Genomic DNA, 24278 nt, shown 5'->3' with positions numbered 1-24278 from the left:
TCGCACCGAATTTCGCGAATTTCGTCATCGCACTTTCTGCGCATGCATCAAATCACCTTGATTAATCAATCTAGATTGATGTATCCATGATGCATGACATCCCTGGCCGCCACCGACCTTTCGCCGCCGGACTTCCTGCAACTGGCAGGACACCCCCTGCGCTGGCGCCTGCTGAGCGAGCTGGCGCGAAGCGACCGGCTGGTGCACGAGCTGACCGGCCGGGTGGGCGAGGCGCAGAATCTGGTGTCCTACCACCTGGCCAAGCTCAGGGACGCCCGCCTGGTCTCGGCGCGCCGCAGTTCGGCAGACGGCCGCGACACCTATTACGGCCTGGACCTGACCCGGTTCGGCGCGCTCCTGTCGCAGGCCGGAGGCGCGCTCCACCCCGGCCTCCGGCTCGCGCCGCCGCCCCGCGGGCCTGTCGCGCCGGCGCGGGTGTTGTTCCTCTGCACCGGCAACAGCGCGCGCTCGCAGATGGCCGAGGCCCTGGTCAGGGCCCGGTCCGGCGGGGCCGTCGAGGCCCACAGCGCCGGCAGCCATCCAGCGCCCCTGCACCCCAACGCGGCCCGCGTGATGGCCGAGCACTACGGCCTGGACCTGAGCGGTCAGGTCTCCAAATCCCTGGAGGTGTTCGCCGATCAGGCCTTCGACCGGGTGGTCAGTCTGTGTGACCGGGTCCGCGAGGTCTGCCCCCCGTTCCCGGGCGCCGCGGAGGTTCTCCACTGGAGCATCGTCAACCCCGCCGGCGGCGAACCCGATGCGGTCACCTACCCGCGGTTCGTGGCGGCCGCCGCCGACATCGCCACCCGCGCCGACTTCCTGCTCGCCGCCCTTCCCCACGAAACCGCAACCTGAAACGAGGACCAGCCATGCGCCTTGCGAACGAGACCCACCGAAGAGGCGTGATCGCGGGCGTCGGGCTGGCGCTCCTGTCCCTTCAGGTCCTGCCCTCGGCCGCGCGCGCGGCGGCGCCTTCGCCGGCCGGCGGCCCTCCGTCCGCCGGCGCCCTGATCATCCGTTCCGGCCAGGGTTTCGTGCCCCACACCCACGATCTCTGGATCCCGTACGCGGTCCTCAGCGCGCCGCCGCGTGAGGGCGTGACCCTCACCTCGACCCTGGCGCGGGGGCACACCCACGAGGTGGCGTTCTCCCATGACGAACTTGTCGCCGTGCACCAGGGGGGAACGGTGTCGGTCAAGGGGGGCAGTCACACCTTCGTCGTCGCCATCGCCCTGGCGGTCCGGGATCAGGCCACCCAGACGCAGGGACGCCGCGCATGACCCAGTCCGTGGAACGGGTCAGCGTCCGCTACATGGTCGAGGATGTCGCCGCGGCGACGGACTTCTACACCACCATGCTCGGCTTCGAGGTCCTCACCAGCTTCCCGCCCGCCTTCGCCGATGTGGCTCGCGGCCGCCTGCGGCTGCTGCTGAGCGGACCCGCCAGTTCGGCGGGCCGCCCCATGCCCGATGGCGATCGGCCCGGACCCGGCGGCTGGAACCGCATCCACCTGATCGTCGAGGACATCGAGGCCGAGGTCGCCCGCCTGCGGACGGCCGGCGCGACCTTCCGCAACGAGATCCTCTCAGGTCCGGGCGGCAAGCAGGTCCTGTTGCTGGACCCCTCGGGCAACGTCGTCGAACTGTTCCAGCCCGCCGCGGCGGGCTGACCTCCAGGCCCACATCCCTATCGGAGACCCTGACATGAGCACCGCGCCGGCCCTGGACCACATCGCCCTGACCGTGCCCGACCTCCAGGGCCTGGTGGACCGGCTGACCGGCGACTTCGGCATGGTCGCCCAGGTCCGGTCCGATCACTTCGCCCTGGTCACCGACCCGGCGTCGGGCCTGAGCCTGGAGCTGAGCCCTTCGGCCGACGCGCAGGCCCACTTCCGCCACCTGGGCTTCCGCGCCGACGACGTCGCCGCCACCCACGAGACCCTGGTGGCGGCGGGCATGGAGGACGCCGTGGCCCCCCACCGCCGGGACATCGCGCGCATGGTCACCTCCTTCCTGAAGGCGTCCGGCGGCTTCGAGATCCAGCTGGTCAGGTACGACTGAGACAGGCCCGAATCCCGGAATTCCGGAACGCGGTGACAGCGCCCTCAAATCGTCTCGCTAATTCGGTGACCGTGCATCATTGAGGTCCGCGAGCGGTCGCGGCCTGCTGGCGACTTCCATTCGTGCACGGTCACCGTAATTTGGGGGATGAGCGGGTGTGTGGCTACCCCGCAATCGCCGCGGCATCCCGGTCGCCCGTGCGGATGCGCAGGGCCTGTTCGAGGTCCAGCACGAAGACCTTGCCGTCGCCGATCTTGCCGGTGTTGGCGGTGCGGGCCACGGCCTCGATGACGGTGTCGGCGATGTCGTCGGGGACGGCGATCTCCAGCTTCACCTTGGGCAACAGCTTCACCTCGTATTCGGCGCCGCGATAGACCTCGGTCTTGCCCCGCTGGCGGCCGTAGCCGCGCACCTCGGTGACCGTCAGGCCCGACGCCCCGGCCTCGGTGACGGCCTCGAGCACCGCGTCGAGGCGGCTCGGCTTGATGATCGCGACGATCATTTTCATGGGCGGATCTCCGGATGGGCCGCGCGGGCGGCCGCTTGAGCCCCCAAGCTAGGGCGATCCGCCGCCGGCTCCAAGGGGTGGGCTAGTCGGTTCCGCCAGGCGCCCGCGAAACAGGCGCCCGCCCCGCCGGCAGGGGATTGAGCGCCGGGCGCGCCACGCGGACCCGGGCGCGGGCCGCGCGGGGCTTGACCGCGAAGGTCTGCTTCACCGCCTCCATCAGCACCAGGCCGGCGAATCCCGGCCACAGCCGCGAGCCCGCCTGCTCGAACCCCTCGGCCCAGCCGGCCAGCCAGGTCACGGGAGGGACATAGAGGGCGCGCGTCCAGCCGGACGGCTCCAGCTCGGCCTCCCGCAGCAGCTCGGCCAGCTGGCTACGCGTATAGGGCCGGCCATGGCCGAAGGGGGTGGCCTCGGCGTTGGCCCACAGGCCGTTGCGGGCCGCCACCACCAGGATCACCCGCCCCGAGGGGGACAGCACCCGCCAGACCTCGCGCAGCAGGGCCACCGGATCGGGGCTCTCCTCGATGGCGTGGACCGCCAGGATGCGGTCGAACAGGGCGTTCTGGAACGGCAGGCTGTCCTCGGCGGTCAGGGCGGCCAGGTTGCGCGGGCCGGCGGGCCACAGCTCCACCCCCTGCTGGGCGGGCATGGCCGCCACCACCCGGCGCGCGCCGGGGGCGAGCGGCCCCAGGAACGGGGTGGCGTAGCCCAGCCCCAGGATGTCCAGGCCGCGGCCGTCGCCCCAGGTCTCCAGCACCTTGCGCGCCGTCATCTCGCGGGCCGCGGCCCCCAGCTTGGAGGCGTAGAACTGGCGGAGCTCGAGGACGTCGCGGCGCATGGCCTGGAACTTAAGGCTCCGCTCGACTTATCGCGACCCCCAACCTAAATCGGCTAGGTCCATCCAGGAGGAAGCCCATGTCGGTCACCATCCACCAGTTCCCCTGCCTATCGGACAATTACGGCTTCCTGGTGCGCGACGACGCCACCGGCCTGGCCGCCTGCATCGACACCCCCGACGCCGAGGCGATCCTTAGCGAACTGACCAAGCTGGGCTGGAAGCTGGATTTGATCCTCAACACCCACTGGCACCCCGACCACGCCGGCGGCAACGCGGCGATCAAGGCGGCCACCGGCTGCACGGTGGTGGGCCCCGCCGAGGTGGAGCGCCTGTCCCCCGTCGACCGCAAGGTGGCGGGCGGGGACGTGGTGAAGCTGGGGGAGACCAGCTTCGAGGTGATCGAGTCCGGCGGCCATACCCTTGGCCACATCGCCTATTTCGACGCCGCCGACCGCGTGGCCTTCGTCGGCGACACCCTGTTCGCGCTCGGCTGCGGCCGGCTGTTCGAGGGGACGGCGGAGCAGATGTGGGCCAGCCTGGCGCGGCTCACCGCCCTGCCCGACGACACCGCCGTCTACTGCGCCCACGAATATACCGCGTCCAACGCCCGCTTCGCCCTGTCGGTGGATTCGGGCGCGGCCCTGAAGGCCCGCGCCGAGGCGATCTTCGCCGCCCGCGAGCGGGGCGAATGGACCGTGCCCACCACCATCGGCCTGGAGAAGGCCACCAACCCCTTCCTGCGCGCGCCGGTGCTGAAGCCCGGCCTGGCGCCCCACGAGGCCTTCGCCGCGGTGCGGGCGGCCAAGGACGGTTTCAAGGGCTGATCGGGCTTCGTCGGGACCTCGACGGCCACCTGTCGGCCCGCGTTGGCCGGCCTGACCCCCTGTGGATCAGGGGTTCGTCGGCGCCTGGAGGCCTCTGAAGGGCGCTCTCATCCCTCCGCGGCCACCAACATGTCAGCGGCTGCCGGCCGCGGCCATGATGCGGTCGGAGGACGGGCGCCCGGCCAGGCCGTCGCCAGGCGTGATGGTGATGTGCATGACCCCCTGGTGCACGCTCGCCCCGGGCTTGCGGCCCTCCACCAGGGCGACCTTGTTGAACCGGTTGATGAGGCTCAGGCCCCCCGGCTTCTTGGACATCCGGATCACCGCCTCCGAGGCCACCAGGGCCGCGTCGGCCACCAGGGCCGAGGAGGCCGGCGAGGCGTCGGCCTCGAAGGGGATCAGCCGCCGCGCGGCCCGCGTCGCCCGGGCGCTGGCCTGGGCCAGGCGCTCCAGCAGGGCCTGAGGGCCGAGCGCCGGCAGCCGCAGGGCCGGTCCGCCCCCGGCCAGGGCCGCCGCCGTGCCGCCGGGCCGGTCCTCGGTGAACAGGGTCAGGCCCCCCAGCCGGGTGGCCCGCAGCACCGGCTCGCCCAGGTCGTTCTTGTAGATGATGTCGCCCCGCGGCGCCGGCTGGGGCTTGAGCGCCCAGACCTCGGGGCTGTCCTGGAACTTGAGCAGCGGCCGGTTCTGGCTGCGGTCGAGGACGAAGACGTCGCCCTGCTGGCTGACATAGCGGGCGATGGGCGGGGAGGTGTTGCGGCCCGGCGCCATCTGGCGCTCGCCGAACAGGTTCTCCCGCAGGTTCTCGGGGCCCGCCCAGGCCGGGCTTGCGAGTCCGGCCAGCCCCGCCGCGGCCAGGGCCGCGACGAAGGCGAGCTTGCAAGCCTGCGCCGGTCGTTCGCTTATCATCAGACGCAAGGTGATGCTGGAGGACTGGGGCGCTTTTTGGACGCCAATAGGCCTACGCTCAAGCTCCCACCGCCTTGTTCGACCTCGCCAGTCCTTTTCCCGCAAGGGAATCGGCCCTAGCCGGCCATGTACTGGCCGCCGTTCAGCGACAGGGTGGAGCCGGTGACGTAGCCGGCGTGCTCGCCCGCCAGGAAGGCCACCATGTCGGCGATCTCCTCGCCCTTGCCCAGGCGGCCCACCGGAATCTGGCTGATGATCGAGGCCAGCACGTTCTCCGGCACCGCCTGCACCATCTCGGTGTCGATGTAGCCGGGCGCGATGGCGTTGACCGTCACCCCCTTGCGGGCGTTCTCCAGGGCCAGAGCCTTGGTGAAGCCGATGACGCCGGCCTTGGCGGCCGAGTAGTTGGTCTGGCCCATCTGGCCTTTCTGGCCATTGATCGACGAGATGTTGATGATCCGACCCCACTCGCGCTCGCGCATGCCCTCGATGACGTGGCGGGTCATGTTGAAGACTGAGTCCATATTGACCCGGATGACCTCGGACCACTGCTCGGGCTTCATCTTGTGGAAGACGCCGTCGCGGGTGATGCCGGCGTTGTTCACCAGCACGTCGATGGGGCCGAGCTCGGCCATCACCACGTTCACCGCCCGCTCGCAGTCCTCGAAGTTGCCGACATTGCCCTTCACCACCATCACGCCCAGCTCCTTGGCGCAGGCGGCGGCGGCCTCCTCGTTCCCGGAATAGCCGGCCGCGACGCTCATGCCGTCGGCCTTCAGGCGTTCGCAGATCGCCCGGCCGATGCCACGGGTCCCGCCCGTGACGAATGCGACTCTCGCCATTCCTGTCTCTCCCTAAGAACTACAAAGGCCCACGCCGGTTGGTCCGGCGTTCGGCTAGACTTGCTCGACGCACATGGCCACGCCCATGCCCCCGCCGACACACAACGTCGCCAGGCCCTTCTTGGCTCCGGAACGCTTCATCTCGTGCAGCAGGGTGGTCAGGATGCGGGCGCCCGAGGCGCCGATGGGATGGCCGATGGCGATGGCGCCGCCGTTGACGTTGACCTTGGCCGGGTCGAGGCCGAGGTCGCGGACCACGCAGATCGACTGGGCGGCGAAGGCCTCGTTGGACTCGATGAGGTCCAGGTCGCCCACCGACCAGCCGGCCTTTTCCAGGGCCTTGCGGCTGGCGGGGATCGGGCCGGTGCCCATGATCTCCGGATCGACGCCGGCGCTGGCCCAGGAAGCGATGCGGGCCAGAGGCTTCAGCCCGCGCTTCTTGGCCTCCTCGGCGCTCATCAGCACGAGGGCCGCGGCCCCGTCATTGAGTCCCGAGGCGTTGGCCGCGGTGACCGAGCCTTCCTTGTTGAAGGCCGGACGCAGGCCCGAGACGCTGTCCAGGGTCGCGCCGTGGCGGATGTATTCGTCCTGGTCGACGATGGTGTCGCCCTTGCGGCCCTTGATGGTGACCGGCGCGATCTCGCCCGTGAACCTGCCGGCCTTCTGGGCGGCCTCGGCCTTGTTCTGGCTCGCCACGGCGAACTCGTCCTGCTCGGCCCGGGTGATCTGCCAGCGCGAGGCGATGTTCTCGGCGGTCTGGCCCATGTGGTAGCCGTGGAAGGCGTCCAGCAGGCCGTCCTTGATCATGGTGTCGACGAAGGTGGTGTCGCCCATCTTCGTGCCGGTGCGCAGCTGGGAGGCGTGGGGCGACTGGCTCATGCTCTCCTGGCCGCCGGCGATGACGATCGCGGCCGAGCCGTCGGCGATCTGCTGGGCGCCCAGGGCCACGGCGCGCAGGCCCGAGCCGCACAGCTGGTTGAGGCTCCAGGCGGGACTTTCCACCGGGATGCCGGCGTTGACGGCGGCCTGGCGGGCCGGGCCCTGGCCGGCGCCGGCCTGCAGCACCTGGCCCATGATCACCTCCTCGACGTCGGCGGCGGTGATGCCGGCGCGCTCGATGGCGGCCTGGATGGCGATCTTGCCCAACTCATGCGCCGGAAGGGCGGAGAGCGCCCCATTGAACGATCCGACCGGGGTGCGGGCGGCCGAGACGATGACGACGTCGGTCATGGCGGGCTCCTTCAAGCTCTGAAGCTGTATCTATCGAGAACCGCTCGGGAATGAGCAAGGGGGTGAAATCGTAGGGGCCATGCGCGGCGCGCTTTGCGAATGCGCTCGCATCCGCGATACTGCGCCGCAAGATAGAGGCTCGCCGGGGGCGGCGGGTCGCCAAGAAGGAACTGGGATGGCGGACGCTCAGGGCAATACCGGCAAATCCAACGAAGACCGCGTGGTCATCAAGAAGTACGCCAACCGGCGGCTCTACAACACCGCCTCGAGCTCCTATGTGACGCTCGAGCACCTCGCCGACATGGTCAAGCAGGGCGTCCACTTCGTGGTCTATGACGCCAAGACCAACGAGGACATCACCCGCTCGGTGCTGACCCAGATCATCGTCGAGGAGGAGGGACGCGAGGGGCAGAATCTGTTGCCCATTCAGTTCTTGCGGCAGTTGATCGGCTTCTACGGCAATTCCATGCAGGCCTTCCTGCCCTCCTATCTGGAGCTGTCGCTCTCGACCTTCGCCGAGCAGCAGGAGCGGATGCGCTCGCAGTTCTCGACCCTCGGCCAGGGCGCCGGGATCGGGGTCTATGACGACCAGATCCGCCAGAACCTGGCCCTCTTCGACCGGGCCATGAAGATGTTCTCGCCCTTCGCCTACACCCGCACCGAGGAGCCGCCGCCCGCGCCGCGGGCCCCCGAAGCCGCGCCCAGCCCGGCCGCCGACGAGGCCCTGACCGAGATGAAGCGGCGGATGGAGGAGATGCAGGCCCAGATCGAGAAGCTGATCTCCAAGACCTAGGCGTGGTTTTTTAACGAAGCCGGGGCCAGGATCGGCAACCATGACCTCGCCGATCGACCCCATTCGCAGAGCCGCCCAGGCCCGCCGGGCCCATCGCTCCCGCGTGGACGACTCCGAAAGGCTGCACGACACCGACGACCGCAGTGTGCCGGCCATCGTCTCCGGCGAGACCGTGCGCCCCGCCCCCGACCATGCCGCCGAGGGCGCCAGCGTGTTCAGCGCCCAGCTGATGGGCCAGGACGGCCAGAAGCGCGGCCTGCGCGGCGGGGTCGAGACCCTGGGGGCGGCAAGAAACGCCTATGGCCGCACCGAATGGTCCGGCAAGGCCGACCGGCGGGCCCGCAAGGGCTCGGCCACCAAGACCGAGATCTAGCGCTTCAGCCGGGCCAGCTCAGCCTCCAGGGCCGCCACCCGCCGCTCCAGGTCTGCGATGCGCGCCTCCGCTCCACCGCCGGGGACCGGGGTCGAGACCCCTGCATGCCGCGCGATCTCGGCCGGGGCGACCCCAAGAAGCTCCGCGAACGCCGCCACCTCCCGCGCCGACAGCTCCCGCTGATCCTTGAAGACCAGGGTGAGGTCGGCCTCGCTCATGGCGGCGGCCGCCGCCATGACGGTGCGAGACAGGCCCCGCTCGGCCAGCTGGGCGTCGAACCAGGCGTGATCGAAGAACAGGGCCATTCAGCCGCGCCCGCTCTGGCGCCGGTCTTGCTTGAACCTTTGGGTAACCATCCCGACGGGGCGCCCCATGACCGCTTTCATCCGCATGTTCGACGTCGCCGTCGTGGCCCTGATCTTCACGGCCCTGACCTAGTCGGGGATCAGGCGCCGTCGGGACTGAAGTCGATATCCCGGCGGGCCGAGACGATGGTGACGATGAAGCCGGCGAGCACGTCGAGCAGCACCATGATCGTCAGCAGGAAGAAGGTGGAGGTGGCGAAGGCCGGCGCCAGCAGGAACTCCACCAGGCAGACGATGAACAGGATCATCGACAGCGAGTGATTGACGATGGCGATCCGCCGGCTCGTCGTGGATTTCAACAGTTCGATGAACAGCACCACCAGGGCGGCCGCCAGCAGCAGGTCGCCCAGGCTCACCGGCCAGTCGGCCCGCGAGGTCATGTGGATGGTGAACAGCTGCTCGCTCATCCGCGTCCCGGCGTCGAGGGCGGAGAAGCCCCCGTTCAGGGTGAGCGCGATCAGGTTGTAGACCAGCACCGGCAGGACCAGCAGCGGAAACGCGGCGAACATCGCAGAAGCCCCCTTCGCCGGTGAAGCTCCGGCGACGCCAAGGGTTAACCGCTTTGCCGCGGGCCGCAAAGACGCTTCACCGCCAGGTTGCCTGGACTAAACCTCGTCGGCGCCGCCGGGATTGCGGGCGCGGGTCTGCAGCCACATCACCCCCAGCAGGTCCGAGGCCGAAGCCATCAGCCGGCCGAAATTGGTGTATTTCGACGCCCCGGTCTGGCGGTGGCGGTGGTTCACCGGCCGGAAGTCCACCCGGTAGCCCTCCCGCAGCATCAGGGCCGGGATGTAGCGGTGGATGTGATCGAAATAGGGGAGCCGCAGGAAGGCCTCGCGGCGGAAGGCCTTCAGGCCGCAGCCGGTGTCGTTGGCGGTGTCCTTCAGCAGGCGCTTGCGCACCCCGTTGCCGAACTTCGACGCGATCTTCTTGGCCTGGCTGTCCTGGCGCTTGACCCGCTCGCCCCCCACCAGGGCGAGGTCGGGCGGACCCGCCAGCAGGGCGTCCACGAGCATGGGACCGTCGGCCGGGTCGTTCTGTCCGTCCCCGTCCAGGGTGACGATGACGTCGCCGCGGGCGGCCAGGATGCCGGTGCGGATCGCCCGGCTCTGTCCCGAATTGGCGCGGTGGGCCAGGACCCGAAGCTGCGGGATCTCGGTCTTCAGGGCCGTGAGGGCCGCGATGGTGCCGTCCCGCGAGCGGTCATCGACGAAGATCATCTCGTAGTCGCGGCCCTTGAAGGCCGCAGCGATCTCCCGGGCCAGGGCGGGCGCGGCGCCCTCCTCGTCGAAGACGGGAACCACCACGGAGATGTCGGGCGCTGAGGCTGCGGATCTGGCCATGACCTCTCCATACCGGAAAAGTCGGCGCCTGAAAGGATCGTGCTATCAAGCGGCCATGACTCTGGACGGCTATATCGAACGTTGGAGCCGGGGATGGCGCGGGCCGGCCCTGGCCGCCCTGATCGCCCTGCTGGCGGGCCTGCCCGGCGTGTTCGCCGTGCCGCCCCTGGATCGCGACGAATCACGCTTCGCCCAGGCGACGGCCCAGATGCTGGAGACCGGCGACTTCGTGGTCATCCGCTTCCAGGACGAGCCGCGCTTCAAGAAGCCCGTGGGAATCTACTGGCTGCAGGCCGGCTCGGTGGCCCTGCTGTCACAGGCCGAGGCCCGCGATATCTGGGCCTACCGCATCCCTTCCCTGCTGGGGGCCATGCTGGCGGCGGCGGCCTGCGCCTGGGGGGCGGCCGCCTTCTTCGGCGGGCCCACAGGCCTGCTAGCGGGCGGGGCCCTGGCCTCGACCTTCCTGCTGTCGTCGGAGGCCTTCATCGCCAAGACCGACGCGGTGCTGTGCGGAACCACCACCCTGGCCGTCGCGGCCCTCGCCCGGCTCTACGGGGCGCGCCAGGGAACCAATCACGCCGGACGGCTGACCCGGCTGCTGTTCTGGGCCGGTCTCTCGGCCGCCGTGCTGGTGAAGGGGCCCGTGGGGCTGATGGTGGTGGCGCTCATCGCAGTCACCCTGTGGATCTGGGACCGCAAGGCGCCCTGGATGAGGGACATGGGCTGGAGCTGGGGCCTGATCCTGTTCGCCGCCATCATCGGGCCCTGGGCCTGGGCGGTGACGGTGGCCACCGACGGCGGCTTCTGGAGCGCGGCCCTGGTGGGCGACCTGGCGCCCAAGCTGGCGGGCGGCCAGGAAAGCCATGGCGCCCTGCCCGGCTATCACACCCTGGCCACCCCGCTGCTGTTCTTCCCCGTCACCCTGCTGCTGCCGGCGGCCCTGGTCCACGGCTGGCGCAACCGCGCCGAGCCCGGGGTGCGGTTCGCCCTGGCCTGGCTGATCCCAGCCTTCCTGGTCTTCGAGCTGACCCCCACCAAGCTGGTCCACTACACCCTGCCCACCTATGGCGCCCTGGCCTGGCTGGCCGCCGCGGCCCTGCGCCAGCCCCTGGGAAGCCGGGTGCGTTGGACCGGCGCGGCCCTGTCGGCCCTGGTGGGCGTGCTGCTGGCGGGCGGGGTCGGCTACCTGATGGGCGAGTACGGCGACCGCAGCGACATCCCCATGGCCCTGATCGCCGGCGCCCTGATGGCGGCGGCCGGCCTGGCGGGCGCCTATATGCTGCTGAAGGGGCGCGCCGGAACCGCCCTGGTGACCGCCGGCGCCCTGGGGATCGCGGCCCACGCGGCGCTGGCCGCGGGCCTGGCGCCCCGGTTGGAGCCCCTGTGGCTGTCGCAACGCACGGAGCAAGCCTTGGCCCAAGCCCGCCTTCTGCCCCGCCAGGGGATCGCCCCGGCGCCGGTGGCGGTGGCCGGCTACGCCGAGCCCAGCCTGGTCTTCGCCCTCGGCACCCCCACCGACCTGGGGGGCCCCGACCAGGCCGCCGAGGCTCTGGCCGACAACCGGCCGGCCGTGGTGGAGGGCCGGGAGCAGAAGGCCTTCGAGGCGGCCCTGAAGGCGCGGGGCCTGAAACCGCGGGAGATCGGCGAGGTCCGCGGCCTGGACTATTCCAACGGCGACGAGACGAGCTTGCGCATCTACGCCCCGCCCCCACCCCAACCGGAGACCGCGCCATGAGCCGGTTCATCGAGATCGTCGAGGTCGGCCCCCGCGACGGCCTGCAGAACGAGAAGGCCCTGCTGGACGTCCCGCAGAAGCTGGACTTCATCGCCCGGCTGGAGGCCGCCGGCGCCAAGCGCATGGAGACCGTCTCCTTCGTCAATCCCAAGCGCGTGCCTCAGATGGCCGGCGCCGAGGAGGTGATGGAGGGCCTGCCCCCCCAGGCCGGGCGCTCGCGCATCGGCCTGGTGCTGAACATGAAGGGCTGGGAGCGGGCGGTGGCCGCCGCCTGCGACGAGGCCAATGTGGTGGTCTGCGCCACCGACGGCTTCGGCATCCGCAACCAGGGCGCCAATACCGCCGAGCAGATGGCCGCCCTGGCCGCCATCGCCGCACGCCGCGACGCCGAGGGCGGACCGCCCATCAGCGCCACCTTCTCCGTGGCCTTCGGCTGCCCCTTCGACGGGGAGGTCAGCCAGGATCAGGTGGTGGCGCTGGCCCGCGAGGCCGCGAGCCTGAACATCGCCGAGATCGCGCTCGCCGACACCATCGGGGTGGCCGATCCCTGGACCGTGCGCGCCCGGGTCGAGGCGGTGAAGAAGGTGATCGGCGACACCAAGCTGCGGCTGCACTTCCACGACACCCGCAACACCGGCCTGGCCAACGCCTATGCCGGGGTCGAGGCCGGGGTCGACATCCTGGACGCCAGCTGCGGCGGCCTGGGGGGCTGCCCCTTCGCTCCCGACGCCACGGGAAACATCGGCACCGAGGACCTGGTCTACATGCTGGAGCGGGCGGGATTTTCGACCGGCTACGACCTGCCGGGCCTGATCAGCACGGCGAAATGGGTGTCGGACCTGCTGGGCAAGCCGCCGACCTCATCGGTGGCGCGGGCGGGGCTGTTCCCCGCCTAAAGGGCTCTAGGTGGCGCGGCCGCGCACCCGCCACATCATCGGGCGGGCGACCGCGGTGCAGACGATGACCGGCGAGAGCAGCCAGGCCAGCAGGGTCTCCGAAAGGTTCTCGGCCCGCTTGCGGAAGTAGCGGGCCAGGCCCACGCCCTTGTGGAACTCCACCTTGATGGGGCTGGCGTGGCTGGTGTGCCCGAGGTGGACGACCTCGGCCTTCGGCTGGAAGAGCACGGTCCCCCCCGCCCGGCGCACGCGCCAGCAGAGGTCCACGTCCTCGACGTGCAGGAAATAGCCCTCGTCGAAGCCCTGGACCGCGTCGAAGTCCTCGCGGCGCATGGCGAAGCAGGCGCCGGAGATGGTGGGGATGGCGGCCACGCAGTCGGGGGCCGCGTCGTTCTCCCAATGCACCTCGTAGCGGCGCCAGGCCGGCACGTGCCGGGCCAGGTGGCTGAGGCTCATCAGGGCGCTGATGGGCGTGATGTCGCCGCGGCGCGCGCCGCGCTGCTCGGTGCGGTCGGTGTTCAGCACCCGGCCGCCGACGATGCAGGGCGCCGGCCGGCCCTCGATGGCGCGGACCAGCTCGGTGATGCAGCTCGGCTGCAGGAAGGCGTCGGGATTGAGGAAGACGATGACGTCGCCCTTGGCGGCCTTTGCGCCGAGATTCGCGCCGCGTGCGAATCCGACATTGCCCTGGCCCTTGATCAGCACCACCCGGCGGTCGCGGTCGGCGACGCCGTCCAGGCGCGCCGCCTCCGTCCGGGTCGAACCGTTGTCGACGATAACGAACTCGTCGACCATGGGATCGGCCAGGACGCAGGCGATGCTCTCCTCGAGCGCCGCACCGGTCATATAGACAACCATCACCACCGACACCTTGCGGCGCGGCCTTACGAAATCAGGCGTTGGCGCGGGTTCGTAGGCGACGATCGGTGCGGCGATGCCGTTCATCCAGCCTCCCTGGCCCCGACCGATTCGCGAGGCGAAGCAGCGGCCGCGCCCGTGGTGCGACGGGCAACATCGGGCGCTAGAGCTTCCATGGCAAGCGTCTTCGCGGCCTGAGCGAGCGAAAGGATTTCCTGCCCGTCCGATCCAAACCGCCGCAACGCCACCTTGCCCTCCTCGGCTTCCCGCCGGCCGACCACGGCGATCACCGGGGCCTTGGCGAGACTGTGCTCCCGAATCTTGTAGTTGATCTTCTCGTTGCGAAGATCGGTTTCGACCCGCAGGCCCGCCGCGCGCAATTCTTCGGCGACCCGCATCCCATAATCATCGGCGTCGGACGTAATTGTGGCGACCACCACCTGGGTCGGCGCCAGCCACAGGGGGAAGGCCCCGGCGTAGTTCTCGATCACCACCCCGATGAAGCGCTCCACCGAGCCGCAGATCGCCCGGTGCAGGACCACCGGCCGCTGCTTGGAGCCGTCCTCGGCCGTGTACTCGGCGTCGAGGCGCTCGGGGAGAACGAAGTCCAGTTGCAGGGTGCCGCACTGCCACGTCCGGCCGATGGCGTCGCGCAGGTGGAACTCGAGCTTCGGGCCGTAGAAGGCGCCCTCGCCCGGCAGGTGCTCCACCGGCATGTTCACCGCCTGGCGCGAGGCGCGGTCGAGCTTGTCCTCGGCGATGTCCCAGACCTCGTCGGAGCCGGCCCGCAGGTCGGGACGCAGGGCGAGCTTCACGCTGTCGAGTTGGAGGCCGAAGTCGGAATAGACCGAGTTCAGCAGGCGGACGAACTTGGTCGTCTCGTCCTCGATCTGGTCCTCGCGGCAGAAGATGTGAGCATCGTCCTGGGTGAAGGCGCGCAGACGCATCATGCCGTGCAGGGCCCCGGAGGGCTCATAGCGGTGGCAGGCGCCGAACTCCGCCATGCGGAGCGGCAGGTCGCGATAGCTCTTTTGCCCGACGTTGAAGATCTGGATGTGCCCCGGACAGTTCATCGGTTTAACGGCCAGCTCCTCGCCTTCCGTCGTCTCGCAGACGAACATGTTCTGGCCGAACTTCTCCCAGTGGCCCGAACGCTCCCACAGCGCGCGATCCATGATCTGGGGCGCCTTGACCTCGACATAGCCATCCTCGTCCAGCCGGCGCCGGATATAGGATTCGATGGTCCGGTAGAGGGTCCAGCCCTGGGGATGCCAGAAGATCATCCCCTTCCCCTCTTCCTGGAAGTGGAAGAGGCTCATGGCCTTGCCGATCTTGCGGTGGTCGCGCTTCTCGGCCTCCTCGACGCGCGTCAGATAGGCCTCGAGGTCGGCCTCGCTCGCCCAGGCCGTGCCGTAGATGCGCTGGAGCTGGGCGTTGCGGTGGTCGCCGCGCCAGTAGGCGCCGGCCAGCTTGGTCAGCTTGAAGGCCTTGCCCACGTGCTTCGTCGACGGCAGGTGCGGCCCCAGGCACAGGTCCTTCCAGGCGCCCTGGCGATAGACGCTGATCGGCTCGCTCTCGGGCAGGTCGGAGATGATCTCGGCCTTGTAGGCCTCGCCGATCGCCGTGAAGTGGGCGATGGCCTCGGCGCGATCCCACTCCTCGCGGACGATCTTCTCGTCGCGGTCGACGATCTCCTTCATCCGCTGTTCGATCTTGGCCAGGTCGTCCAGGCTGAAGGGCGTGTCGCGGGCGAAGTCGTAGTAGAAGCCATCCTCGATGGCCGGCCCGATCGTCACCTGGGTGCCGGGGAACAGCTCCTGCACCGCCTCGGCCATCACGTGGCTGGCGTCGTGACGGATGGTGTCGAGGGCCTCGGGCGCGTCGCGCGTCAGGATCTCGAACACCCCGCCCGAGGGCAGGGCGCGGTCCAGGTCGTAGAGCTTGCCGTCCAGCTTGATGAGGACGGCGCGCTTCTCCAGGGACTTGGCGATGGAAGCGGCGACGTCACGCCCCGTGGCGCCGTCTTCGTACTGGCGCTGGGAGCCGTCGGGGAAAATCAGGTCGATCATGTTTCACACGTCCATTTCCGGGCGGAGCCCTTGGGCTTCCCGCGCGGCGGGGGCGGCGGGTCATATCCCGAACCGCCCAGGGGATGACAGCGGCAGAGCCTGCGGGCCGCGAGCCAGGAGCCGCGCCACGGGCCTTGCCCGATCAGGACCTCCGCGGCGTATTCCGAACAGGTCGGAAGAAACCGGCATTGGCGCCCGATCAACGGCGATAGCGTCAGCTTGTAGGCGCGGAGCGCGCCTCTGACGCAGGTTTCGTAAAAGGTCATGCCGGGACGCGAGCGCCTTGCAAATCAACCGCAGCGATTACGCCGACGGTTGGTGGCGATCAAGCCGCGCCGGCGCGGCTAGTTCGAGCGCTGGCTTGGCGGACGGCGTCGGTCGCGGCCTCGAACGCCAGCAGCGTCGAGGTATGGCGGGCCGGGTAATCCTTCACGGGCGCAAGCATCTCTAGGTCCGAAAATCGTCCAACCGGCGCAGGCGCGCCGTCCTTCAACATAGCACGGAACTGAACCCGGGCCATCTCGATCTCCGCCAGGGTGGCCCCGATGACGTGGGCGCCCAGCACCGCGGCCGAGGCCTGGCCGAGCGCGCAGGCCTTCACGTCCTGCGCGAACTGGCCGACGCGGTCGCCGTCCATGACCACGTCGACGGTGACCTTGCTGCCACACAGCTTGGAGACCTTCTCCGAGGTGCCCTCCGGCGCGGGCAGCCGCCCGGCGTGCGGCATGTTGGCCGCCAGCTTGAGCAGCTTGGCCGAGTAGAGGTCGTCGATCATGAGGCTGATGTAGGCTTTCCGCCTTGGGCGCGCCACCTGGCCTCGGCGCGGTCCTTCAGGGCCAGGCCCAGGGCCTCGAAGCCGCGGTACATCTTGCGGCCCATCCGCCGGGCCACGTAGCGCCCCAGCAGGCCCCCGACGATCTCGCCATTGGCGAAGACGCAGCTCTCCTCCGACAGTTCGTCGATCTCCAGGTAGCGCACCGTCCGCACCAGGCCACCGGCCATGGTCAGCTTCCAGTGCAGCAGGGAGTCCGGCGTCCAGTCGGTGACCACCGGGCGGATGGTCTCGGGCGCCTCGTCGGGCAGTTGCAGGGTCAAGGTCAGGGGCTTGCCGATGGACAGCACGCCTTCGGCCTTGGTGTAGAGCGGATTCCATTCCGACCAGGCGGGCAGGTCGGCGAGGATCTCCCAGATCACCCGGGCCGGGGCCTGGACCCCGATCCGGTGCTCGATCTTCTCGCCGGACGGCCCGCCGCCCCCGCCGCTGCGCTTGAAGGTGAGGCCCGCGGCGGCGGTGAAGTGCTTGGGTTGGTTGTAGCCCGGCATCAGCCCTGTTCCTTGATCCGCCAGGTCGCCCCCGTCGGATTGTCCATGACCTCGATGTTCAACGCCGTCAGCTCGCCGCGGATGCGGTCGGCGGCGGCCCAGTCCTTGGCGGCCCGCGCCGCCACCCGGTCGGAGATCAGGGCGTCGACCTTCTCCCGCAGCTCCTCGCTGACACCGGCCTGGAACCAGTATTCCGGATCGGCGAACAGGAAGCCCATCAGATTGGCCGAGGCCAGCAGCTCGCCCTTGGCGTAGGCGCGGTCCTCGCCGCGGGCGGTCTCCAGGGTGGTGGCCATGGCGAACAGCTCGGCCATGGCGGCCGGAGTGTTGAGGTCGTCCTCCAGCGCCGCCAGGAAGGCGACCGACGGACCCGTGGCCTCCGCCTTCACCTCGCTGGAGCGGCGCAGGGCGCCGTAGAGCCGGTCCAGGGCCTTCTTGGACTGCTCGATCAGGTCGCCCGTCCAGTCGAGCGGCGCGCGATAGTGACCCACCAGCAGGGCCCAGCGCAGGGCCTCGCCCGGCGCCTGCTCGATCAGTTCGTGCACCAGGGCGACGTTGCCGACGCTCTTGGACATCTTCTCGGCGCCCATGTTCAGGAAGCCGTTGTGCAGCCAGTAGCGGGCGTACTCGGTGGGGGCGTCATGGCCGTGGCCGGCGCAGAGGCCCTGGGCCATCTCGTTCTCATGGTGGGGGAACAGCAGGTCGATGCCGCCGCCATGGATGTCGATGGGCAGGCCCAGGCTCTGCTCGATCATGGCCGAGCACTCGATGTGCCAGCCGGGGCGGCCGGGGCCCCAGGGGCTATCCCAGACCGGCTCGTTTTCCTTCGACGGCTTCCACAGCACGAAGTCGGCGGGGTGCTGCTTGTAGGGAGCCACGTCGACGCGGGCGCCGGCGATCATGTCCTCCATCGGATGGCCCGAGAGCTTGCCGTAGTCGGAATAGGCCTGGGTGTTGAAGAGGACGTGGCCCTCTGCGGCGTAGGCGGCGTTGTTGTGAACCAGGCGGCCGATCATGGCGATGATGGCGTCCATGGTCTGGGTCGCGCGCGGCTGGTGGGTGGGCCGCAGGGCGCCCAGAACCGACATGTCGGCGTTGTAGATGTCCAGATAGCGCTCGGTGATGACGTCGATGGAGACGCCTTCCTCGGCGGCCTTCTTGTTGATCTTGTCGTCCACGTCGGTGACGTTGGCGGCGTAGATCACGCTGTCGGCGCCGTAGGTGTGGCGCAGCAGGCGGAACAGGACGTCGAAGGCCACCACGGGCCGGGCGTTGCCGATATGGGCGTAATTATAGACCGTTGGACCGCAGACATACATCGTCACCCGCCTGGGATCGCGCGGGACGAAGGGCCGCTTTGCGCGGGCCATGGTGTCGTAAAGGTTCAAAGTCATAGGGTCTGACGCTGCGTAACAGTTGCCGGGAAAGGCTTGCGCCCCATATACAGACGGGGCGTCAGGGAAGCCACGGGTCTCGCATCCGGAAAGCTTCGCCTTACGTATAAGGGTGGCCACGCGTATTTTCCGGGACCTTCGTCCCGGCGCAACTCAGCCCTGGAAAGAACCGATCTCACATGGACGCAGTTGCTCGCGACCGAACCCTCGTCGGTACGCCCGGCGTTGATCTTGAAGCCGTGAAGCGCCCGACGCGCGAAGAGGCGATGGAGGCTGTCCGCACCCTCATCGCCTGGGCCGGTGACGACCCGAGGCGTGAAGGCGTGATCGACACCCCCAAGCGGGTGGTCGACGCCTATGGCGAATGGTTCGAAGGCTATAGCCTCGATCCCGCCAAGGAACTCTCGCGCACCTTCGAAGACGTGCAGGGCTATGACGACATCGTCATGCTGCGCGAGATCGAGGTGGAGAGCCACTGCGAGCACCACATGGCGCCGTTCCTGGGCAAGGCCTACGTGGCCTACATGCCCACCAACCGCGTCGTCGGCATCTCCAAGCTGGCCAAGGTGGTGGAGATCTTCGCCCGCCGTCTCCAGACCCAGGAGACCATGACCCAGCAGATCGCCGACGCCATCACCGACAGCCTGCGCCCCGCCGGCGTCGCCGTCCTGATCGACGCCGCCCACCAGTGCATGACCACCCGCGGCGTCCACCACCGCCACGTGACCACCATCACCACCCAGTTCACCGGCGTCTTCAAGACAGACCCGACCCTGCGCCAGCGGTTCCTGGACTTCGTCAACCGCTAGTCCAGCAGGGACGTCCGAGGCTCATCGCTCTCCACCGGCTGCGGCCGGTGGACGAGGGTGACCAGGACAAAGCTCAGCATCATCAGCAGGTACCAGGACCCGAGCTTGGCCAGGCCGACGGGCCGCCAGTGCGCCGCCTGCTGCGGATAGGTCCAGGTCGCGGTGAAGGTGCCGATATTCTCGGCGAACCAGATGAAGATCGCCACCAGGAAGAAGCCCAGCAGCATGGGCATGGAGCGCGGCTTCAGATCCGGCGTGAACTGGAAGCTTCTCCCCCCGAACAGCACCACCGACAGGACGAACAGGCCCCAGCGGATATCGATCGTATAGTGGTGGGTGAAGAAGTTGGCGTAGCTGAGGATCGCCAGCAGCCATGGGCCCCACAGCGGCGGGTAGTTCGGGAACCGGATATCGAACAGCCGCCAGGCCCGGGCGATGTAGCTGCCGATGGCGGCGTACATGAAGCCTGAGAACAGCGGCACGCCCGCGATCCTGAGGATCGATGGCTCGGGATAGATCCACGACCCGTGGCTGGTCTTGAAGATCTCCATGATGGTGCCGACCACGTGGAAGATTCCGATCACCAGCGCCTCGTCCCAGCGCTCCAACCTGGTGGCCAACAGCAGGACCTGTAGTCCAAGCGCGGCGATCACCAGGAAGTCGTAGCGGGACATGGCCGCGTCGGCCGGCCACCAGAAATGGCTGGCGATGAGCAGGGCGACCATCGCCCCGCCATAGAGACAGGCCCAGGCCTGTTTCAGCCCGAACAGCAGGAACTCGTAGGCGAAGGCGTTGAGCCGCGAGCGGGCCGCCCAGGGACGGACGGCCAGGTCCATCTCCGCCACCCGGCCCTTGATCCAGTCCTTGAGACTCATTCTGCGAGGCTAGCGCGAAGGGCTTGAACGGCGCCATATGCGGCCATGGCCAAGCCCACCTTCCCCACCGCCACCTCCAAGGAAATCCTCGAACGCGGCGACCTGCTCGCCCCGAGGTTCGATTCCGCCGGCCTGATCCCGGCCATCGCCACCCATGCCGAGACCGGCGAGGTGCTCATGCTCGCCTATATGAACGCCGAAGCGTTGGAGCGGACGTTGGCGACGGGCGAGGCCCACTACTTCAGCCGGTCGCGCAACGAACTCTGGCACAAGGGCGCCACCAGCGGCCAGATCCAGCTGGTGGAGGAGGTCCGCATCGACTGCGACCAGGACGCCATCCTTCTGAAGGTCACCCCCGAGGGCGATGGCGGCGCCTGCCATACCGGTTTCCGCACCTGCTTCTATCGGGTGGTGGAGAACGGCAAGCTCAAGGAGCGGCTGCCGTGACGATCGTCCAGGCCCTGCTGGCCTTCACGGTGGCGGCGGGCCTGCTGACCCTGACTCCCGGTCTGGACACCGCCCTGATCCTCCGCACCGCCGCGGTGGAAGGACCCAAGCGCGCCGTCCTGGCCATGGTGGGCGTCCTGGCCGGCTGCTTCGTCTGGGGCGGGCTGGTGGCCTTTGGCCTGGGCGCCGTCCTGCAGGCCTCGGCGATCGCCTTCAACTTCCTGAAGTGGGCCGGCGCGGCCTATCTGGTCTGGCTGGGGATCGGCCTGATCCTGCGGCCCCGCGACAGCTTCGAGGTCGCCGACGCGCCGGCCACGCAGGGCTCCGACACAGCCTGGATGCGGCGCGGCTTCCTGTCCAACATGCTGAACCCGAAGATGGGGGTCTTCTACGTGTCCTTCCTGCCGCAATTCCTGCCGCAGGGCGTGCCGGCCGCCCCCTTCATGCTGCTGCTCACCACCATCCACGTCCTGCTGGGGGTGGTGTGGCTGGGCCTGCTGATCGCCGCCACCCAGCCGATCGCCAGGGTGCTGAAGCGCGCCGCCGTCGTGCGCTGGCTGGACCGGCTGACCGGCGGGGTGTTCGTGGCCTTCGGCCTGCGCCTGGCCCTGGACCGGCGCTAGGCCTCGACCGGCGCCGACAGGCCTCCGGCCTGGGGCGTCACCCGGTAGGTCTTCAGAGTCCGGGTCTCATAGGTCGGCTCGGTGATGTTGGAGACCGCCATCAGATCGGCCCTGGCCTCGGCCGGGGTCAGGGTCAGCAGGACGAAGCCCTTGGCGCTCTGGTGGTTGTAGACCACCTCCCGGTTGGCGCTGGCGAACACCTCCCCGATCGGGAAGGCGGTGAGCAGGTCGCCGCCGCCGGGGCTGGTGATCCCCGTCGTCCCGAACTCCACCCCGGCCCGGGCGCCGCCCTGGTCGAACAGCTCATTGACCCAGAAGGCGTGGCTGTCGCCGGAGAGCACGATGGCGCGGGCCTGGGCCGCCCGGATCGCCGCGTAGAGCCGCTCGCGGTCGGCCGGATAGCCGTCCCACATGTCCAGGCCGTAGGGCAGGCCCATCTTGTTGAACTCCTCCAGGCGGGCGACCCGCTTGCGGGCGGCGTCCGACGAGGCGGCCAGGGCCTTGGCGAAGGCGGCCTCCCCCATCTCCTTGCGGGGGCTGGGGATGTTCAGACGGCCCATCACCACCTCGTTGCCCAGCACCTGCCAGGTGCGGCCAGCGGCCGCGGAGGCCTTCAACTCCGACGCCAGCCAGGCCTCCTGATCCTCCCCCATCATGCGGCGATACGGATCGGCCAGCTTGCTGCGGAAAGCCGGCAGATCGGGCTTGCCGTTCAGGCCGTTGAGGTCCTGGTCGTAGGTGAGTTGCCTGTCGCGGGCGGTCAGCCGGGTCTCCAGCATCATCAGGCTGGCCAGGTCGCCGAAGTGGAAGGTGCGGTTGATGGCGAAGCCGCCGCCCTCCGGCTCTCGGATCGGCATCCACTCGTAATAGGCCTTGATGGCCGTGGCCTTGCGCTCGTTCCAGGGCCCTTCGTCGATGGGCGTGTGGTTCTGGGCGCCGCCGGCGAAGCTGTCATTGGCGGTCTCGTGGTCGTCCCAGACGACGATCCAGGCCGCGCGGGCGTGGGCGGCCTGGAGCTGGACGTCGGCCTTGTACTGAGCGTGCCGGGTCCGGTAGTCGGCCAGGGTGACGATCTCGTGGTCCGGCAGGTGCCCGCGATGCCCCGCGACCTTGCTGTCCATGCCGTAGGAGCCGGGACCGCCATACTCGTAGATATAGTCCCCCAGGTGGATGACCGCGTCGACGCGAGGCAGGGCCGAGATGGCGCTGTAGGCGTGGAAATAGCCGTTGGGATGCAGAGAGCAGGAGGCCACCGCCAGCACCACATCGGCGGTCTTGCCCACCGGCAGGGTGCGGGCCCAGCCGGGCGGCGACACCACGCCGTTGGACTCGAACTCGTAGCTGTACTCCGTCCCCGGCTTCAGGCCGCCGACATCAACCTTCACCGTGAAGTCGCGCGCCACGCTGGTGACGCCCTCGCCCGAGAGGGTCTTCACGCGCCGGAAGCGGCGGGGCTTGCCGGTGGGGGTGATCCGCCAGCGGTAGGCGATCTCGCCGGCGTTGGCCTGCGCCGGGGAGATGCGGGTCCAGAGGATGATCCGGTCGGCCAGGGGATCGCCCGAGGCCACCCCGTGCCTGAAGGCCACGGCGCCCGAATAGCGAGCCGGCGCCTGGGCCAGCACCGGCGTCGCCATGCCAAGGCCCAGAAAGGCTAAGGCCGCCCGTCGATTGATGGTCATCCTACTTCCCCGCTCGCGCGTTGTCGTTCGCCCATGCCATAGAGCAGGGAGTTACGACAGGAGCATGAGATGTCCAGCGAAGGCCTTCACGTCCCGCGCGAGAAGCTGTCCAAGAAGACCTTGAACATGCACTACGCCATCACCTCCCTCATCGAGGAGCTGGAGGCGGTGGACTGGTACCGGCAGCGCGCCGACGACTGCGACGACGCCGAGCTGAAGGCCATCCTGCTGCACAACGCCCACGAGGAGATCGAGCACGCCTCGATGGCGCTCGAGTGGATCCGTCGCAACGACGATCAGTTCGCCGAGCAGCTCAAGGAATTCCTGTTCTCCGAGGGCTCCATCACCGGCCACGAGGAAGCCTCGAGCGAGAAGAGCGGCCTGTAGGACGAGAAGGCGCGGCGGCGTGATCATCCCCGACGACGACGACGCGCCGCCCGGGGAGGTGGTCGCCCTGACCCTCACCGCCGAGGACGCGGGCGGACGGCTGGACAAGACCTTGGCCGAGCGCCTGCCCGACCTGTCGCGAGCCCGCATCCAGGCCCTGATGGCCCAGGGCCTGGTCAGCCGCGGCGGCGTGGTGCTGACCGACACCTCCGCCAAGGCCCAGGCCGGTGACTACGAACTGCTGATCCCGCCCCCGGAGGCCGCCGAACCTCAGGCCGAGGCGATCCCGCTGACCGTGCTCTATGAGGACACCCACCTGATCGTGGTGGACAAGCCGCCGGGCATGGCCGTCCACCCGGCGCCGGGCACCCCCAACGGCACCCTGGTCAACGCCCTGCTGGCCCATTGCGGCGCCTCGCTGTCGGGCATCGGCGGGGTGGCGCGGCCCGGCATCGTCCACCGCATCGACAAGGAGACCTCCGGCATCGTGGTGGTGGCCAAGACCGACGCCGCCCACCAGGGGCTCTCGGCCCTGTTCGCCGCCCACGACATCGACCGGGTCTATGTGGCCCTGGTGCGCGGCGCGCCCTCGCCGGCCCGGGGAACCATCACCACCCAGATCGGCCGCTCCTCCAGCGACCGCAAGAAGATGGCCGTGCTGAAGTCGGGCGGTCGCGAGGCGGTGACCCACTACGCTGTCACCGCGATCTACGGCCCCCAGAAAAAGCCCCTGGCCGCCAAGCTGGAATGCCGGCTGGAGACCGGCCGCACCCACCAGATCCGGGTCCACATGGCCGCCAAGGGCAGCCCCTGCCTGGGGGACCCGGTCTATGGCTCCGGGCCGCCGGCGCCGGCGGTGCGCGAGGCGATGGCCAAGGCCGGCCTGACCCGCCAGGCCCTGCACGCCGCGGTGCTGGGCTTCGTCCATCCGGTGACCGGGGAGACCCTGAGATTCGAGAGCGCGCCGCCCCCCGACATGGCCACGCTGGAAGCTTTGCTCTCAGCCCTGTGAGAAAGCTTGCGGCCCCGGCGCCTTGAAGGCGCCAAGGTCCGGGGATAAAAATACCTGAGTTGAGCAGTCGGACTTACAGGTCGTTCTCC

At 69.4% G+C, this 24278-nt stretch carries 30 protein-coding genes; 14 read left to right on the top strand and 16 right to left on the bottom strand.

The window, feature by feature from the left end:
• The first annotated feature begins 93 nt into the window (after positions 1-93).
• Genes ACO06I_RS19270 through ACO06I_RS19255 form a run of 4 tightly spaced genes read left to right on the top strand, consistent with a single transcriptional unit; the run spans position 94 to position 2060 of the window.
• A complete protein-coding gene (locus ACO06I_RS19270) occupies positions 94-855 on the top strand; it encodes an ArsR family transcriptional regulator (protein ID WP_421934239.1) in 762 nt (253 codons plus the stop codon).
• 14 nt (positions 856-869) lie between these two features.
• Entirely contained in the window at positions 870-1280 is a 411-nt protein-coding gene (locus ACO06I_RS19265; protein ID WP_421934238.1) for a hypothetical protein, read from the top strand.
• Positions 1277-1669, top strand: coding sequence for a VOC family protein (locus ACO06I_RS19260; protein WP_421934237.1), 393 nt, complete (start codon positions 1277-1279; stop codon positions 1667-1669). Before ACO06I_RS19265 ends, ACO06I_RS19260 begins: the two co-directional genes overlap by 4 nt.
• 34 nt (positions 1670-1703) lie before the next feature.
• Positions 1704-2060, top strand: a complete 357-nt coding sequence (locus tag ACO06I_RS19255) for a VOC family protein (RefSeq protein WP_421934236.1) — start codon at positions 1704-1706, stop codon at positions 2058-2060.
• Positions 2061-2223: 163 nt separating this feature from the next.
• Here ACO06I_RS19255 and ACO06I_RS19250 read toward each other — a convergent pair whose 3' ends face one another.
• On the bottom strand, positions 2224-2568 hold the full coding sequence (locus ACO06I_RS19250) for a P-II family nitrogen regulator (RefSeq protein ID WP_304698340.1): 345 nt from the start codon (positions 2566-2568) through the stop codon (positions 2224-2226).
• 82 nt (positions 2569-2650) lie between these two features.
• Positions 2651-3406, bottom strand: a complete 756-nt coding sequence (locus ACO06I_RS19245; protein WP_421934235.1) for a class I SAM-dependent methyltransferase — start codon at positions 3404-3406, stop codon at positions 2651-2653.
• A 77-nt stretch (positions 3407-3483) separates the two neighbouring features.
• Here ACO06I_RS19245 and gloB point away from each other — a divergent pair, with 77 nt between their 5' ends.
• On the top strand, positions 3484-4230 hold the full coding sequence (gene gloB, locus ACO06I_RS19240; protein WP_421934234.1) for a hydroxyacylglutathione hydrolase: 747 nt from the start codon (positions 3484-3486) through the stop codon (positions 4228-4230).
• A 132-nt stretch (positions 4231-4362) separates the two neighbouring features.
• On the opposite strand, the gene ACO06I_RS19235 is transcribed toward gloB, so the two are convergent.
• From ACO06I_RS19235 to ACO06I_RS19225, 3 genes are all read right to left on the bottom strand, one after another.
• Complete coding sequence (locus ACO06I_RS19235; protein WP_421934233.1) at positions 4363-5136, bottom strand: DUF4908 domain-containing protein; 774 nt, start codon at positions 5134-5136, stop codon at positions 4363-4365.
• Between the two features lie 116 nt (positions 5137-5252).
• Positions 5253-5978 carry an acetoacetyl-CoA reductase gene (phbB, locus tag ACO06I_RS19230; RefSeq protein WP_421934232.1) on the bottom strand — a complete coding sequence of 242 codons (726 nt, stop codon included), beginning with the start codon at positions 5976-5978 and terminating at the stop codon, positions 5253-5255.
• 54 nt (positions 5979-6032) lie between these two features.
• Entirely contained in the window at positions 6033-7208 is a 1176-nt protein-coding gene (locus ACO06I_RS19225) for an acetyl-CoA C-acetyltransferase (RefSeq protein ID WP_421934231.1), read from the bottom strand.
• A 175-nt stretch (positions 7209-7383) separates the two neighbouring features.
• On the opposite strand from ACO06I_RS19225, the gene phaR reads away from it, so the two are divergent.
• Together phaR and ACO06I_RS19215 are read left to right on the top strand one after the other, a co-directional pair.
• On the top strand, positions 7384-8001 hold the full coding sequence (gene phaR / locus ACO06I_RS19220) for a polyhydroxyalkanoate synthesis repressor PhaR (RefSeq protein WP_421934230.1): 618 nt from the start codon (positions 7384-7386) through the stop codon (positions 7999-8001).
• 40 nt (positions 8002-8041) lie between these two features.
• Positions 8042-8374, top strand: a complete 333-nt coding sequence (locus ACO06I_RS19215) for a hypothetical protein (protein ID WP_421934229.1) — start codon at positions 8042-8044, stop codon at positions 8372-8374.
• On the opposite strand, the gene ACO06I_RS19210 is transcribed toward ACO06I_RS19215, so the two are convergent.
• The 3 genes from ACO06I_RS19210 to ACO06I_RS19200 all read right to left on the bottom strand — a co-directional run bounded on the left by ACO06I_RS19210 (position 8371) and on the right by ACO06I_RS19200 (position 10082).
• Positions 8371-8679, bottom strand: coding sequence for a DNA-binding protein (locus ACO06I_RS19210; RefSeq protein ID WP_421934228.1), 309 nt, complete (start codon positions 8677-8679; stop codon positions 8371-8373). The two genes, ACO06I_RS19215 and ACO06I_RS19210, sit on opposite strands and share 4 nt — an antisense overlap.
• 140 nt (positions 8680-8819) lie before the next feature.
• Entirely contained in the window at positions 8820-9248 is a 429-nt protein-coding gene (locus tag ACO06I_RS19205) for a hypothetical protein (protein ID WP_421934227.1), read from the bottom strand.
• Between the two features lie 96 nt (positions 9249-9344).
• On the bottom strand, positions 9345-10082 hold the full coding sequence (locus ACO06I_RS19200) for a glycosyltransferase family 2 protein (RefSeq protein WP_421934226.1): 738 nt from the start codon (positions 10080-10082) through the stop codon (positions 9345-9347).
• A 55-nt stretch (positions 10083-10137) separates the two neighbouring features.
• On the opposite strand from ACO06I_RS19200, the gene ACO06I_RS19195 reads away from it, so the two are divergent.
• Together ACO06I_RS19195 and ACO06I_RS19190 are read left to right on the top strand one after the other, a co-directional pair.
• Complete coding sequence (locus ACO06I_RS19195; RefSeq protein WP_421934225.1) at positions 10138-11817, top strand: ArnT family glycosyltransferase; 1680 nt, start codon at positions 10138-10140, stop codon at positions 11815-11817.
• A complete protein-coding gene (locus ACO06I_RS19190; RefSeq protein ID WP_421934224.1) occupies positions 11814-12713 on the top strand; it encodes a hydroxymethylglutaryl-CoA lyase in 900 nt (299 codons plus the stop codon). Before ACO06I_RS19195 ends, ACO06I_RS19190 begins: the two co-directional genes overlap by 4 nt.
• 6 nt (positions 12714-12719) lie before the next feature.
• On the opposite strand, the gene ACO06I_RS19185 is transcribed toward ACO06I_RS19190, so the two are convergent.
• The 6 genes from ACO06I_RS19185 to cysS are packed head-to-tail and all read right to left on the bottom strand — an operon-like array spanning position 12720 to position 18357.
• Entirely contained in the window at positions 12720-13658 is a 939-nt protein-coding gene (locus ACO06I_RS19185; RefSeq protein WP_421934223.1) for a glycosyltransferase family 2 protein, read from the bottom strand.
• On the bottom strand, positions 13655-15640 hold the full coding sequence (thrS, locus tag ACO06I_RS19180) for a threonine--tRNA ligase (protein WP_421934222.1): 1986 nt from the start codon (positions 15638-15640) through the stop codon (positions 13655-13657). The genes ACO06I_RS19185 and thrS overlap by 4 nt, the downstream gene beginning before the upstream one ends.
• Complete coding sequence (gene yidD, locus ACO06I_RS19175; protein ID WP_421934221.1) at positions 15637-15906, bottom strand: membrane protein insertion efficiency factor YidD; 270 nt, start codon at positions 15904-15906, stop codon at positions 15637-15639. The genes thrS and yidD overlap by 4 nt, the downstream gene beginning before the upstream one ends.
• Before the next feature lie 59 nt (positions 15907-15965).
• Entirely contained in the window at positions 15966-16415 is a 450-nt protein-coding gene (locus ACO06I_RS19170; protein ID WP_421934220.1) for an iron-sulfur cluster assembly scaffold protein, read from the bottom strand.
• On the bottom strand, positions 16412-16963 hold the full coding sequence (locus tag ACO06I_RS19165) for an SRPBCC family protein (RefSeq protein WP_421934219.1): 552 nt from the start codon (positions 16961-16963) through the stop codon (positions 16412-16414). The genes ACO06I_RS19170 and ACO06I_RS19165 overlap by 4 nt, the downstream gene beginning before the upstream one ends.
• The gene (gene cysS / locus ACO06I_RS19160) at positions 16963-18357 is read right to left on the bottom strand and encodes a cysteine--tRNA ligase (protein ID WP_421934218.1); all 1395 of its coding nucleotides are present in this window, start codon (positions 18355-18357) and stop codon (positions 16963-16965) included. Before cysS ends, ACO06I_RS19165 begins: the two co-directional genes overlap by 1 nt.
• Positions 18358-18536: 179 nt before the next feature.
• On the opposite strand from cysS, the gene folE reads away from it, so the two are divergent.
• Positions 18537-19166, top strand: a complete 630-nt coding sequence (folE, locus tag ACO06I_RS19155; RefSeq protein ID WP_304698303.1) for a GTP cyclohydrolase I FolE — start codon at positions 18537-18539, stop codon at positions 19164-19166.
• Here folE and ACO06I_RS19150 read toward each other — a convergent pair.
• A complete protein-coding gene (locus ACO06I_RS19150) occupies positions 19163-20041 on the bottom strand; it encodes a DUF817 domain-containing protein (protein ID WP_421934217.1) in 879 nt (292 codons plus the stop codon). The genes folE and ACO06I_RS19150 overlap by 4 nt on opposite strands.
• Positions 20042-20086: 45 nt before the next feature.
• Here ACO06I_RS19150 and hisI point away from each other — a divergent pair, with 45 nt between their 5' ends.
• Positions 20087-20488, top strand: coding sequence for a phosphoribosyl-AMP cyclohydrolase (gene hisI, locus ACO06I_RS19145; RefSeq protein WP_421934216.1), 402 nt, complete (start codon positions 20087-20089; stop codon positions 20486-20488).
• A complete protein-coding gene (locus ACO06I_RS19140) occupies positions 20485-21111 on the top strand; it encodes a LysE family translocator (RefSeq protein ID WP_421934215.1) in 627 nt (208 codons plus the stop codon). Before hisI ends, ACO06I_RS19140 begins: the two co-directional genes overlap by 4 nt.
• Here the strand turns inward: ACO06I_RS19140 and ACO06I_RS19135 are convergent.
• The gene (locus ACO06I_RS19135) at positions 21108-22790 is read right to left on the bottom strand and encodes an alkaline phosphatase D family protein (RefSeq protein WP_421934214.1); all 1683 of its coding nucleotides are present in this window, start codon (positions 22788-22790) and stop codon (positions 21108-21110) included. The two genes, ACO06I_RS19140 and ACO06I_RS19135, sit on opposite strands and share 4 nt — an antisense overlap.
• A gap of 69 nt (positions 22791-22859) precedes the next feature.
• Between ACO06I_RS19135 and ACO06I_RS19130 the strand changes: the two genes are divergently transcribed.
• Both ACO06I_RS19130 and ACO06I_RS19125 read left to right on the top strand, forming a co-directional pair.
• The gene (locus ACO06I_RS19130; RefSeq protein WP_421934213.1) at positions 22860-23177 is read left to right on the top strand and encodes a ferritin; all 318 of its coding nucleotides are present in this window, start codon (positions 22860-22862) and stop codon (positions 23175-23177) included.
• Between the two features lie 19 nt (positions 23178-23196).
• Positions 23197-24189: an RluA family pseudouridine synthase gene (locus tag ACO06I_RS19125; protein WP_421934212.1), complete on the top strand. Its 993-nt coding sequence runs from the start codon at positions 23197-23199 to the stop codon at positions 24187-24189.
• The last annotated feature ends 89 nt before the right edge of the window (positions 24190-24278 follow it).

The sequence above is a fragment of the Phenylobacterium sp. genome (assembly GCF_965229015.1).
In the GTDB taxonomy this organism is placed as follows: domain Bacteria; phylum Pseudomonadota; class Alphaproteobacteria; order Caulobacterales; family Caulobacteraceae; genus Phenylobacterium.
The sequence above is the reverse complement of the archived record's forward strand: the minus strand, read 5'-3'. Positions and strand labels throughout refer to the sequence as shown.